Annotated in this window: 11 protein-coding genes; 3 read left to right on the top strand and 8 right to left on the bottom strand. The window is 69.8% G+C overall.

What is annotated here, in order from left to right:
* The first annotated feature begins 12 nt into the window (after window positions 1-12).
* Window positions 13-846: a LysR family transcriptional regulator gene (locus IU450_RS06360; RefSeq protein WP_195148859.1), complete on the top strand. Its 834-nt coding sequence runs from the start codon at window positions 13-15 to the stop codon at window positions 844-846.
* Window positions 847-850: 4 nt separating this feature from the next.
* Here the strand turns inward: IU450_RS06360 and IU450_RS06355 are convergent, their stop codons facing one another.
* On the bottom strand, window positions 851-1,699 hold the full coding sequence (locus IU450_RS06355) for an SDR family NAD(P)-dependent oxidoreductase (RefSeq protein ID WP_195148858.1): 849 nt from the start codon (window positions 1,697-1,699) through the stop codon (window positions 851-853).
* 60 nt (window positions 1,700-1,759) lie between these two features.
* Between IU450_RS06355 and IU450_RS06350 the strand changes: the two genes are divergently transcribed.
* Both IU450_RS06350 and IU450_RS06345 read left to right on the top strand, forming a co-directional pair.
* Window positions 1,760-2,749, top strand: a complete 990-nt coding sequence (locus IU450_RS06350) for an alpha/beta hydrolase (RefSeq protein ID WP_324197563.1) — start codon at window positions 1,760-1,762, stop codon at window positions 2,747-2,749.
* A 61-nt stretch (window positions 2,750-2,810) separates the two neighbouring features.
* On the top strand, window positions 2,811-3,413 hold the full coding sequence (locus IU450_RS06345) for a DUF7691 family protein (RefSeq protein ID WP_195033702.1): 603 nt from the start codon (window positions 2,811-2,813) through the stop codon (window positions 3,411-3,413).
* A 67-nt stretch (window positions 3,414-3,480) separates the two neighbouring features.
* Here the strand turns inward: IU450_RS06345 and IU450_RS06340 are convergent, their stop codons facing one another.
* The 7 genes from IU450_RS06340 to tkt form a co-directional block, all read right to left on the bottom strand.
* A complete protein-coding gene (locus IU450_RS06340; protein WP_195148857.1) occupies window positions 3,481-3,960 on the bottom strand; it encodes a hypothetical protein in 480 nt (159 codons plus the stop codon).
* A 53-nt stretch (window positions 3,961-4,013) separates the two neighbouring features.
* Window positions 4,014-6,332, bottom strand: coding sequence for a thiamine pyrophosphate-dependent enzyme (locus tag IU450_RS06335; RefSeq protein WP_195148856.1), 2,319 nt, complete (start codon window positions 6,330-6,332; stop codon window positions 4,014-4,016).
* 110 nt (window positions 6,333-6,442) lie between these two features.
* Window positions 6,443-7,198, bottom strand: coding sequence for a 6-phosphogluconolactonase (gene pgl, locus IU450_RS06330; protein WP_195148855.1), 756 nt, complete (start codon window positions 7,196-7,198; stop codon window positions 6,443-6,445).
* On the bottom strand, window positions 7,191-8,099 hold the full coding sequence (gene opcA, locus IU450_RS06325; protein WP_195149549.1) for a glucose-6-phosphate dehydrogenase assembly protein OpcA: 909 nt from the start codon (window positions 8,097-8,099) through the stop codon (window positions 7,191-7,193). Before opcA ends, pgl begins: the two co-directional genes overlap by 8 nt.
* Window positions 8,096-9,670 (bottom strand): glucose-6-phosphate dehydrogenase, encoded by a 1,575-nt coding sequence (gene zwf / locus IU450_RS06320; protein ID WP_195148854.1) that lies wholly within the window; start codon window positions 9,668-9,670, stop codon window positions 8,096-8,098. Before zwf ends, opcA begins: the two co-directional genes overlap by 4 nt.
* A gap of 3 nt (window positions 9,671-9,673) precedes the next feature.
* Window positions 9,674-10,810: a transaldolase gene (gene tal, locus IU450_RS06315; RefSeq protein ID WP_195148853.1), complete on the bottom strand. Its 1,137-nt coding sequence runs from the start codon at window positions 10,808-10,810 to the stop codon at window positions 9,674-9,676.
* Between the two features lie 6 nt (window positions 10,811-10,816).
* On the bottom strand, window positions 10,817-12,958 hold the full coding sequence (gene tkt, locus IU450_RS06310) for a transketolase (RefSeq protein WP_195148852.1): 2,142 nt from the start codon (window positions 12,956-12,958) through the stop codon (window positions 10,817-10,819).
* Between the last annotated feature and the right edge of the window lie 337 nt (window positions 12,959-13,295).

The following is a 13,295-nucleotide window of genomic DNA, read 5'->3' as shown; positions in this document are numbered from 1 at the left end:
TACGCTCGACGCATGGATATCGAGCTGCGGCACCTGCGGGCGTATCTCGCGTTGTGCGAAGAGGCGAACTACACCCGCGCCGCAGCCGCGCTGCACCTGAGCCAGCCCACGCTGACCAGGACGATCCAGCAGTTGGAGCGGCTGGTCGACTGCCGGTTGGTGGAGCGGACCGCACGGCGGTTCGCGCTCACTCCAGAGGGAGCCGAACTGCTGGCCCACACCCGCCGCATCCTGGCCGACGTCGACGCGGTCGCCGCCGAGCTGCGCTCGCGCGCCACGCTGGAGATCGGATTCTCCTGGCTGCTGCCCGACGCGTGGTTCGCCGCGACCCGCCGCCGGTACGAGGAACAGGGTGGCCGGATCACGCTGCGGCGCGTGGACGACCCGCTGGCCGCGCTGGGCGAGCGGGCCGTGGACATCGCGATCTACCGCAAGGAGACCGGGCTGCCCCGCCATCTGGCGTCCCGGATCATCGCGACCGAACGGCGGGTGCTCGCGGTGGCCGCGCACTCGCCCCTGGCGGGGGCTACCGACCTGACCTGGTCCGATCTGGCCGATCGCCCGCTGGTGGTCAACACCGTGTCGGGCACCACCGACGCGGCGTCGTGGCACCCCGCCGACCCGGACCGGGTCGTGATCACCTGCACGAACTTCGACGAATGGATCGAATTGGTCGCGGCCGATCGCGGCATCGGCGTCGTACCGGATCTGGCGCGCACCCGGGCTCCGCACCCTGGCGTCGTCTATCTGGACATTCCCGACGCGCCGCCCTCGCACGTGTATGTCGCGTGGCGAGCCAGGCCGGTCCCGCCCCGCTCGGTGCAGCGCTTTCTCGCTGCGCTCTGACCCGTCAGTCGACGCGTGGAATGCGCCCGTCGAGATCGGTGAACCCGTAGTACTCGGCGAGATCGGCCACCCGCCAGGGCAACCCGGTGCGGGAGCGCCGTCCCGCGTCGGTGGCGAGCGCGACGACGGCGCGGCCGGTGAAGCGCGGTGTCTGCGCGTCGCCCAGGTCGAAGGTGCCCTCACCGGGCAGCGTGACCACCCGCCTGCCGTCGGCGTCGGCCGGAACCAGTTGCAGCAGTTCGGTGTCCACGAGGCCCGGCCAGAGCGAGACCGCCGTCACCTCGGTGCCCGCGAGGTTGTGCGCCATGTCGGCGGTGAGCCGGTCCACCGCTGCCTTGGCGACGCCGTAGACCGCGTTGTGCATGTACCTGCGTGCCCCCGGCGAGGAGATGTTGACGATCAGCCCGCCCGATTCGATCAGCAGCGGCGCGGCGAACACGCTTGCCACGTAATGGGATCGGACACCCACGTCGAACGACTCGTCCCACGCCGCCGGTGGCACCTCCCAGAACGGCTTGCCCAGCCAGCGGGCCGCGGCGGGGGAGTTGTAGACGTTGTTCACCAGCACGTCCAGCCTGCCGTGCTCGGTGCGGATCAGCTCGAACAGCCGCTCCACCGCATCGTCGTCACGGTGATCGCACACGAACGGGATGCCGACCCCGCCCGCGGCATCGATGTCCGCGGCCGTAGCGTGTACCGTGCCGGGTAGTCGTCCCTGGGCCGCCGAACGCCCGGTGACGAACACCGTGGCACCCGCCGCGCCCAGCTCCAGGGCGATTCCCTTGCCGATGCCGCGGCTGGCGCCGGTGACCACCGCGACGTTGCCTTCGAGCCTCTCGGGTATTCCGCTCACGGAATCGGAACATTACCGTGAAACGATAACGTGTTCTAGTACATCGTTTTGGAGGCTTGAGTGGAGCTGACGCACCGGTTCGTGACGACCAACGGTGTCCGCATGCACGTCGCCGAGCAGGGTGCGGGGCAGCCGGTGGTCTTCTGCCACGGTTTTCCGCACACCTGGTACATCTGGCATCGCCAGCTTCCCGCGCTCGCCGCGGCGGGCTACCGCGCCCTCGCGCCGGACCTGCGCGGCTACGGGCAGACCGACGCCCCGGCCGAGCTCGAGGCGTACACCAATCGCGCGGTCTGCGCCGACCTGCTCGCACTGCTCGACGACATCGGCGCCGAGCAGGCGGTGTTCGTCGGCCTGGACTTCGGCGCGGCACTGGTGTGGGAACTGGCGTTGCGCGCGCCGCAGCGGGTGCGCGGCGTCATCGTCCTGAACAATCCCTTCGCGCCGCGTCCGCCGCGGGCTCCGTCGCAATTGTGGGCGAAGGCCGCGGCTCGGCACTTCCTGCACCTGCACTACTTTCAGACCCCGGGTGTCGCCGACGCGGAACTCGCCGCGCGTCCCCGGGAGTTCCTGGCTCGCGTCTACTACGCGCTCAGCGCGGACTATCACTACCTGGACACCTGGCGCTTCCCGGCGGAGGGCACCGGCTACCTCGACGTGCTGCCGGGGGCGCCCGCGTTGCCGTGGAGCTGGTTCGGCGCGGACGAGTTGGACGTGCTGGCGAGGGATTTCGAGCGCACCGGCTTCACCGGCGGATTGAACTGGTACCGCAGCCTGGATCGCAACTGGGAGCTCACCGCCGAGTACGCGGACGCGAAAGTCACCGTGCCCGCCTACTTTCTGTACGGCGACCGTGATCCCGACATGGAAGGCTTCAGCGGGCGTGACCCGCTGGCCACCTTGCGCGAGCACGTCGTCGACCTGCGCGCGGTGACCGAGATCGGCGGCGCGGGCCACCTCGTACAGCTGGAGCGAACCGAGCAGGTGAACGCGTTGCTCACCGCGCATCTCGACCATCTGGCCGCGCATCAGGACCGGCTTCCGGCCTGAGGCGAAACGTCTTCGGGCCCAGCGCCGTTCGTTGTCGGTGGGCACCGCTAATGTTCGGTGAATGAGTTATAGCCTGAGCATCTACGTCGTCGAACTGGACAGGGTCAAGGGCGCCATCGGGTCCCGGGACGACAAGCTCCGGCGGATGATCGGGGGCCGCTTCAAGGCCCAGCTGACCCACGACGACGACTGGTTCGCCGAGGAGATCGCGGACGGCGCACCCACCCGCTACGAGGCGGTGCGCGCCGTCATCGACGGTGGTCCCTTCGACCCGGCCTACGGCTTCCAATACGGCTACGCCTACCAGACGATCTGCCAGTTCTACGGCCGGTTCGTGGACAACCGCTACTTCTCGGCGTTCCGTGGTCGCTGGCTCGACCACATCGATGACGGGCTCGCCACGCTGGGCATCAAAGCGGTCAGCGTGCGTGCGTTCATGTACCACTCGCTGCCGCCCTCACTGCCGCAGCCCGACGAACTGCCCGGCTACGGCGAATGGACGCCCGAACAGTGCGCCGAAGCGCTCGTGCAGTGGGAGTCGACCACGCCGCCGCAACGGGAAGAGGTCGACCATGAGGTTCTCGCCGCCATCGAGTCCTGCGTCGAATGGATCCGGGAGGCCCAGGCGCGTCCGGGCTGGGGGATCGCCGGGTTCTTCTACTGATCGACCGGCCGGGGTGCGTCGTGCCGGGACAGCGGCCGGGGCGGCCACGGCCGCCGTCCGGATCCGCTCAGCGGTATTCCTCGGCCAGTTTCGGGTAGTCCGCCCACCGCGGCAGCGGCTGGAAGTCGAGGTAGGCGGTCAGGCGATCGAGCAGGTATTGCCACCGTGGGCCGATGGCGCCCGCGTCGGCGGGGCACACATGGCGGCGGGTCAGCTCCACGGTGGTGACCACGCCGACCTGGGTCATCCGGATTTCGAGCAGGCAGCCGTCGATGTGCACGACGAGTTCGTGCGGCGCCTGGCAATCGTCGACGCGCACCGCGACCGGGCCGGGGACCGGACCGTCGAACAATTCGATGGTGAGGTTGCCGTTGCCGCCGGAGACGGTGCCGAGCCAGCGCGCGAGCTGGCCGCGCTCGGTGGCCGCCGACCACACGTCCAGCACCGGCTTGCGGAACGAACGCAGGTAGTGCAGGAGCACCAGATCGCCGTCTGCTGTGTGCTCGTGCTCCGGCCGCACCTCGCCGAGCATGGACATCGTGGTCATCGCCGTGTCCTTTCCGCTGCTGGTCACCGTCACCCCCACTGTATTTCCACTATTCACCGGTCGAATCGAATTACCGGGGAATGCCGGGCCTCGGCGCGCCGCGGGTCGGCGCCGGTCGTGTCACCGAGGAGCCGGACGGCCGCGGCTTCGATCCGGTCCTCGTCCAGCAGCACCGTGGCGGCGGCCGGGCCGAGAGGCACGAAACTGTCCTCGCTGGTCACGCGCGCGAGCCGTCCGGTGAAACCGGCGTCGAGCAGAGCCGCGCACACCGCTTCCGACACGCCACCGCCGCGGCGCGTCTCGTCCGCGACGAGGACCCGTCCGGTCGCGCAAGCGTGCCGCAGCAGATCGTCGACCGGGAGCGGAGCGAGCCAGCGCAGGTCGAGCACCCGTGTGTGGATCCCGTGCCGGGCCAGCCGCCGCGCCGCGCGCAGGCTCATCGGCACGCCGTTGGCGAAGCTGACCAGGGTGAGGTCGGCCCCGTCGCCGTAGACCCGGGCGCGGCCGATCTCCACGTGCTCCGCCGGAGACGGGCGTGCCAGCCAGCCGTCGTCGCCCGGATGGTGCAGATCGCGCGTGTGGTACAGCGCGATGGGCTCGAGGTACAGGCATACTCTGCCGTCCACCCGGGCGGCGGACACGCACGTGCGCAGCATCGCCGCGGCGTCGTCGGCGCGGGACGGGGATGCGAGCACGACGCCTGGGATGTCGCGCAGCGCGGCCACCGAGTTGTCGTTGTGGAAGTGGCCGCCGAAGCCCTTCTGGTAGGCGTATCCGGCGATCCGCACCACCATCGGGTTGCGGTAGCGGCCGTCGGAGAAGAACGGCAGCGTGGCCGCTTCGCCACGGATCTGATCCGCGGCGTTGTGCAGGTAGGCGAGGTACTGGATTTCCGGAATCGGCACGAATCCGGCCAGCGCCGCGCCGAGTGCGGTGCCCAGCACGCTCTGCTCGTCCAGCAGGGTGTCGAACACGCGCCGCGCGCCGAATGTCTTCTGCAACCCCTTGGTCACGCCGTACACCCCGCCCTTGCGGCCGACGTCCTCGCCGAAGACGAGCACGTCACGGTCGCGCTCGAGCAGGCCGGCGAGGGTGTCGTTGATCGCCTGCGCCAGGGTCATCGGATCACCCTGCGCGACAGCGCCGTTCACGCGGGGCGGGGCAGCGATGCGCGTGATCGCCTGGCCGGTGTCCGCGTGCTCCCGCTCGTGGTGTGGGAGCGGGTCGGTGCGCAGCGCGTCGGCGCGCACGAGCGCGGGACGGGAGGGCGCGATCGGTGCGATCACGGCCGCCGCCGAGTCGAGTTTCGGTTCGGCGCAGACCATGTCGGCGGTCGTTGCGACGCGGCGGCCCAGGTCGGCGTAGCGGTCGAGCAGGTCGGCGGGTGTGGCGACGCCGGACTCGATCAGCAGCCGTGCGGTCGCCGTCACCGGGTCGCGAGCGAGGTCGGCGGCGATCTCGGCGGGGCGGCGGTAGGCGGTTTCGACGTCGGATCCGGCGTGACCGAGCAGCCGGACGGTCCGCAGGCGCAGGAACGCGGGCGCTCGATGGTCCCTGACCCACTGGGTGGCGGTGTTCGCGGTGGTCAGCGCGTCGAGCGCGGCGCAGCCGTCCGCGCTGAAGTACGCCAGGCCCGGCCGGTGGCCGTACGCCTGCTCGATCCAGCCGGGTGAGGTGGGCACGCTGATCCCGATGCCGTTGTCCTCACATACGAACAGGATCGGCATCGGAATCCCTTGACCCGCAGTGTGGATCGCGGCATTGATCGCCCCGGTCGCGGTGGAGTGGTTGGCCGACGCGTCGCCGAAACTGCACACCACCACCGAGTCGGCGGGCCAGGGGCCGGGGACACCCAGCCGCGCCGCGCGATCGAGCGCGAACGCCAACCCGACCGCGCGCGGAAGATGTGAGGCGATGGTGGAGGTCTGCGGGATGACGTTCGCGGCAGCGCTGCCGAACACCTTGTGCCGCCCCCCGGAAATCGGGTCCGTCGCCGCCGCGACCACACCGAGCAGGACGTCCCGGATCGGGTCGAGCCCGGGTACACGCCGGGCCCGGTGCACGAAGAACGCCCCCGACCGGTAGTGCAACAGGGCGGGGTCGGTGGTGCGCAGGGCAGCGGCGACGGCGGCATTGCCCTCGTGACCGGACGAGCCGATGCTGTAATAACCGCGCCGGTCGCTGCTGAGGCGACGCGCGGCCAGATCGAGGTGTCTGCTCGTCGCCTGTGCGTCGAACAGCTCCAGGCACGCCGTGCCGGTGATCGGGCCGCCGGGCACGATGGGCTGATCCGCCCGGCGGCGCGGCCCCGGCACGAATGCGGCGACGGCGGTGCGGAACCGCTCCTCCAAGTCCACTGCCTGCTCGGTCACCGACCGATCATCTCGTAAACTCCGCCGTCCGGCTGCGTTATCCGGCGGTGTTCTTTCGGCAGCCGGGGACGGTGACGGATAAATTTACGAGTCGATCGGTCGTGGCCCACTCAGCGCAGCGCGGACGCGGCTTCCTGATCCAGCAGCCAGGTCGTGGAGTCGATACCCGTCGCGCCGGCCGCGGGCACGTCGACCGGGTCCGCGCCGCCGATGGCCGCGGCGACCGCCTCGGCCTTGCCCGCGCCGCCGACCACCAGCACGACGTGCCGGGTCCGCCTGATCGCGGACCGGGTGAGGGTCACCCGCACCGGCGGAGGCTTCGGTGAATTCGTGACGGCGACGACGAGTTCGTGCTCCTCGCGCACCGCGTCGGTGTGCGGGAACAGCGAGTTCACGTGGCCCTCGCCGCCCATGCCGAGCAGGTGCAGATCGAACGCGCCGTGTTCGGCGAGGTAGGCGTGCACCGTCGCGGAGTACTCGGCGGCCGCCTCCACCGGGTCGGGATACTCGCCGTCGGAGGCGGCCACCGGATGCACCCGCGCCGGATCCACCGGCACGTGATCGAGCAGCGCCTGCCTGGCTTGCAGGTCGTTGCGCTCCGCATCGTTCGCGGGCACGAAGCGCTCGTCACCCCAGAACACCTCGACGCGGGACCAGTCGATGTCGCCAGGGGACTTGCGCACCTGCTCCAGCAGGGCGATGCCGGTTCCGCCGCCGGTCAGCACCACCGATGCGGATCCGCGCTGGGCCTGGGCCGCGACCACGACCGAGACGAAGCGGACCGCCGCGGCGGCGACCAGCGAGTCGGTGTCGAGGTGCACCTCGACCGTGTCGCTGGGGAACGGCGAATCGGTGTGCTCACTCATAGATCACCTTCTCGATTCCGGCCAGCGCCTCCGCGTAGGTCTCGTCGGCGTCCAGCCTGCGTAGGTCCTCGGCGAGGCAGTCACGGGTCTCCCGGCGCGCCAGCGCGATCCGCTGCACCGGTTCGCCGGTGCGGGTCAGTGTCGCGGTGCGGCCGGTCTGCGGGCGTTCGATCGCGATGGAGACGGTGGGTCGGTGCAGTTCCACGCGCAGCGGGCCGGTGCGGCGGCGAACGGGGCAGCCGAGCCGGGCGGCCAGCCAGCCGGCCAGGATGTCCAGGGCGGGCTCGTCGCGCAGCCCGGACACGGTCGCGGAATCCACCGACTCGAACGGCGGCTCGTCCATGGCCGCCGCCAGCAGTGCGCGCCAGTATGTGATCCGGCTCCAGGCCAGATCGGTGTCACCGCTGGCGTAGGACTGCAGCCGTTTCTTGATCGCGGCCTGGGGATCGGGCGCGAACGTGGCGTCGGTGATGCGGCGGCCCGCCAAGCGCCCCACCGAATCCTTGGACGGGAATTGCGGGGCGCCGCGCGGCCACCACGCGACCACCGGCGTATCCGGGAGGAGGAACGGGGTGACGACGCTGCTCTCGTGGTTGACCAGTTCGCCTTGCAGCCGCAGCACGATCACCTCGGCCGCCCCCGCGTCGCCGCCCACCCGGATCTGCGCGTCCAGCCGGGTGGCGGCCTCCCGGTCGCCGCGCGCCAGCACCACCACACGACAGGGATGCTCGCGGCTGGCTTCGTTCGCCGCGTCGATGGCGTCCTCGGCCTCGGAGCTGTCCAGTGTGCACACCACCAGGGTGAGCACGCGGCCAACGGTGATCACGCCGTTGCTCTCGCGCAACTGCACGATGCGCTTGGTGACCTCGCCGGTCTTGGTCTCGGGCATGTCGACGATCACGGACGCCGCCATTCCCGCCCGGTGCGGGCAATCATCTCGTCGGCCGAGGGCGGGCCCCAGGTGCCCGCCTCGTACGGTTCCGGCCTGCCTTCGGCGGCCCAGTGCTCGAGCACCGGATCCAGGATGCGCCAGGACAATTCGACCTCCGCGTTCACCGGAAACAGTGACGGCACCCCGAGCAGCACGTCGAGGATCAGGCGTTCGTAGGCCTCGGGGGAGGACTCGGTGAACGCCTCGCCGTAGGTGAAGTCCATGTTGACGTCGCGCACCTCCATGCTGGAGCCGGGCACTTTCGAGCCGAACCGCGTGGTGATGCCCTCGTCCGGCTGCACCCGGATGACCAGCGCGTTCTGCCCCAGCTCCTCGGTCATGGTCTGGTCGAACGGCAGGTGCGGCGCCCGCTTGAAGATCACCGCGATCTCGGTCACCCTGCGGCCGAGCCGCTTTCCGGTACGCAGGAAGAACGGCACGCCCGCCCAGCGGCGGGTGTCGATCTCCAGGCTGATCGCGGCGTAGGTCTCGGTCTTCGAATTCGGGTCGAAGCCTTCCTCCTGCAGCAGGCCGGCCACGTGCTCGCTGCCTTGCCAGCCCGCGGTGTACTGTCCGCGCGCGGTGGTCTCGTCCAGCGGTTCGATGAGCCTGGTCGCCGAGAGCACCTTGATCTTCTCGGTCTGCAATTGCTTGGGCTCGAAGCTGATCGGCTCCTCCATGGCGGTGAGCGCCAGCAGTTGCAGCAGGTGGTTCTGGATCACGTCGCGCGCGGCCCCGATGCCGTCGTAGTAGCCCGCGCGGCCGCCCAAGCCGATGTCCTCGGCCATCGTGATCTGCACGTGGTCGACGAAGTTGGCGTTCCAGATCGGCTCGTACAACTGGTTGGCGAAGCGCAGCGCCAGGAGGTTCTGCACCGTCTCCTTGCCGAGATAGTGGTCGATGCGGAACACCCGCTCCTCGGGAAACACCCCGTTGACCAGCGCGTTGAGCTCCTGGGCGCTGTGCAGGTCGTGCCCGAAGGGCTTCTCGATGACCACCCGTCGCCAGGGTTTGCGGGCAGCGTCCGGCCCGGTCGACTGCGCCAAGCCGTGCGAGCAGAGCTGATCGAGCACCACCGGGAACATGTTCGGCGGGATCGACAGGTAGAACGCGTGATTGCCGCCGGTGCCGCGCTCCTTGTCCAGCATGGCGAGGGTGTCGGCGAGCCGGTCGAATGCCGCGTCGTCGTCGAAGGTGCCCTGGACGAACCGGATGCCCTCGGAGAGCTGATCCCAGACCTCCTGGCGGAACGGAGTGCGCGCGTGCGCCTTGACCGCGTCCAAGACGACCCCGGCGAAGTCCTCGTCCGCGTAGTCGCGGCGCGCGAAGCCGACCAAGCCGAAGGCCGGGGGCAACAGCCCCCGGTTCGCCAGGTCGTAGATGGCCGGCATCAGCTTCTTCCGAGACAGATCGCCGGTGACGCCGAAGATGACCATGCTGCACGGTCCGGCGATGCGGGGGAGCCGTTTGTCCCCCTTGTCACGCAGCGGGTTCTGCCATTCGACGGCGTCCGATCGATCTGTGGGCGCTGTCCCGGCCATCGATCAGCCGTTCCCGGTCGACGCCGACTTCAGCTCGTCGGCGGTGGCGGAAAGCAGCTCCTCCCAGGATTTCTCGAACTTGTCCACGCCCTCGCGCTCGAGCACCGCGAACACGTCGTCGAGGTCGATGCCGACCGCGGCGAGCCGGTCGAAGACGTCCTTCGCCGCGGCGGCCTGGCCGCTGGCGGCGTCGCCACGGATCACGCCGTGATCGGCAACCGCCTGCAGCGTCTTCTCCGGCAGCGTGTTCACCGTGTTCGGCGCGACCAGTTCGGTGACGTACATCGTGTCGGAGTAGTCCGGGTTCTTGACACCGGTCGACGCCCACAGTGGACGCTGCCGATTCGCCCCGGACGCCGCCAGGTTCTGGAAGGTCGAGGTGTGCTTGCCGCCGTCGAACACGTCCTGGTACTCGGCGTAGGCGAGGTGGGCGTTGGCGATGCCCGCCTTGCCGCGCAGCGCGAGCGCCTCTTCGGTGCCCAGCGCCTCCAGCCGCTTGTCGATCTCGGTGTCCACCCGGGAGACGAAGAACGAAGCGACGGAATGGATCTTTGCCGGATCGTGGCCGGCGACCTTGGCCTTCTTCACGCCTTCCAGGTACGCGCCCATCACCGCGCGGTAGCGCTGCACCGAGAAGATCAGCGTGACGTTCACGCTGATGCCCTCCGCGATCACCGCGGTGATGGCGGACAGACCCTCCTCGGTGGCCGGGATCTTGATGAACAGGTTGGGCCGGTCGACGATCTTCCACAGTTCGACCGCCTGCGCGACGGTCCGGTCGGCGTCGAACGCCAGGCGGGGGTCTACCTCGATGGAGACCCTGCCGTCCACGCCGTTGGTGGCGTCGAAGACCGGAGCGAACACGTCACAGGCCGCGCGGACGTCGTCGGTGGTGATGGTGCGGATCGCGGCGTCGGCGTCCGCGCCTTGCGCGGCAAGCTCTTTCAGCTGGCCGTCGTAGGCGTGGCCCTGGCTGAGCGCACCCTGGAAGATCGTCGGGTTGGTGGTGACACCGACGACGGACCGGGTCTCGATCAGCTCGAGCAGGTTGCCGGACCGGATCCGGTCCCTGGACAGATCGTCGAGCCATACGGACACTCCCGCCGCCGAGAGGGCGGCGAGATTCTCGTTCTGAGCCATGGGCACTTATCCCTTCACGTTCTCGAGCGTGCGCTGCGCGGCGGCAACGACGGCTTCCGGAGTGAAGCCGAATTCGCGGAACAGGGTCTTGTAGTCGGCGGAGGCGCCGAAGTGCTCGATCGACACGATCTCGCCCGCGTCACCGGCGAAGCGGTGCCACGGCATCGCGATACCGGCCTCGACGACCACGCGAGCGGCGACCGCGGGCGGGAGCACTTCGTCCCGGTAAGCCTTGTCCTGCGCGTCGAACCACTCCACACACGGCATCGACACCACACGGGTGGCGATGCCCTGCTCCTCCAGCGTAGTGCGGGCGGCGACCGCGAGGTGGAGCTCCGAACCGGTGGCGATGAGGATCACCCGCGGGGTGCCCGTGGACGCCTCGGCGAGCACATAGCCGCCCTTGGAGACGCCCTCGTAGCTGGTGCCCTCCAGGATCGGCAGGTCCTGGCGGGTCAGCGCCAGGCCGGACGGGCCGTCCTGGTGCGGCAGCTCGGACACCGAGAAGTGCGACCTGTGCTCGCTGCTGTCGCGTTCGAGGATGGTGCGCCAGGCGTAGGTGGTCTCGTTGGCGTCGCCCGGCCGGACCACGTTCAGGCCCGGGATCGCGCGCAGCGCGGCGAGGTGCTCGATCGGCTGGTGCGTCGGGCCGTCCTCGCCGAGGCCGATGGAGTCGTGGGTCCAGACGTAGATCGCGGGCACGCGCATCAGCGCCGCCAGACGGACGGCGGGACGCATGTAGTCGCTGAACACCAGGAAGGTGCCGCCGTACGGACGGGTCGGGCCGTGCAGCGCGATGCCGTTGAGGATCGCGCCCATCGCGTGTTCGCGGACGCCGAAGTGCAGGGTCCGGCCGTACGGGTCGGCCTTCCACATGCCGGTGGAGATCGACTCCGGCCCGAAGCTGGGCTGGTCGGGCATGGTGGTGTTGTTGGACTCGGCCAGGTCGGCCGAGCCGCCCCACAGCTCGGGCAGCACCGGCGCCAGCGCGGCGAGCACCTTGCCGGACGCCTTGCGGGTGGCCATGCCCTTCGGATCCGGTTCGTAGCTGGGCAGATTCGAGGTCCAGTGCTCCGGCAGCCGCCGTTCGACGAGGCGGTCGAACAGCGCCTTGTTCTCCGGGTTGGCCGCGGCCCACGCGTCGAAGGACTGCTGCCACTGCTCGTGCGCCTGCCTGCCGCGTTCGACGACCTTGCGGGTGTGCTCGATGACGGCGGGATCCACGTCGAAGCTCTTGTCCGGGTCGAAGCCGAGGATCTTCTTGGTGGCGGCCACCTCGTCGGCGCCCAGCGCCGCGCCGTGGGCCGAACCGGTGTTCATCTTGCCGGGCGCGGGGTAGCCGATGATGGTGCGCAGCACGATGATCGAGGGCTTGCCGGTCTCGGCCTTGGCGGCGTCCAGCGCGGCCTCGATGGCCACGACGTCCTCGCCGCCCTCGACCACCTGCACGTGCCAGCCGTAGGCCTCGTAGCGCGCGGCGACGTCCTCGGTGAAGGCGATGGTGGTGTCGTCCTCGATGGAGATCTTGTTGTCGTCGTAGACCAGCACGAGGTTGCCCAGCTGCTGGGTGCCCGCCAGCGAGGACGCCTCGGACGTGACGCCCTCCTCCAGGTCACCGTCGGAGGCGATGACGTAGACGAAGTGGTCGAACGGACTCGTGCCGGGCGCGGCGTCCGGGTCGAACAGACCGCGCTCGCGCCGTGCCGCCATGGCCATGCCGACCGCCGAGGCGAGACCCTGGCCGAGCGGGCCGGTGGTGATCTCCACGCCGTCGGTGTGCCGGAACTCCGGGTGACCCGGGGTGAGCGAGCCCCACTTGCGCAGGTTCTTCAGGTCGTCCAGTTCCAGGCCGAAACCCGCCAGGTACAGCTGGATGTACTGAGTGAGGCTCGAATGCCCGCACGACAGCACGAACCGGTCCCGGCCGACCCAGCTGGGATCGCTCGGGTCGATGCGCATGGTGCGCTGGTAGAGCGTGTAGGCCAGCGGCGCCAGGCTCATCGCGGTGCCGGGATGACCGTTTCCGGCGTTCTGCACCGCCTCGGCGGCCAGGACCCGGATGGTGTCGACGGCCTTGGTGTCCAGATCCGTCCAGTCGTCCGGGTGGTTCGGCTGAGTGAGGGCGCGGATGTCGTCTGTGATCGACACGACCGAGGTTCTCCTGACATTGGTTCGTCGACGGCGGGTGGGGTTTCTGACGGCGATGATCGCGCGGCAGCTACGGCGTGCGTACCGGGTATACCCACATACCCTAGATGTGCCCGCTGACCGGCACACCATTAACCCTGGGTTGGTTCGGCGGGTCCCGCTGCGCTGCGTGTTCGCAGGTGGTTTTTCCTCGCCCGCGCCTGCGGCGGCGGTAGGTTCGCGGCCTTGCACGGCGGGCGTGGAGCGGGACCAACCCCAGGCCATCGGTGCACGTAGTTCGGCCCTTTCGGGCGCGCGGCGGGCCGTGAATGCGCTCGTCAGCTCGCGTTCAGCGGGA

Origin of the sequence: Nocardia abscessus (genome assembly GCF_015477775.1) — a bacterium.
GTDB classification, from domain to species: domain Bacteria; phylum Actinomycetota; class Actinomycetes; order Mycobacteriales; family Mycobacteriaceae; genus Nocardia; species Nocardia abscessus_A.
This window is presented reverse-complemented; position numbering and strand designations above follow the sequence as displayed.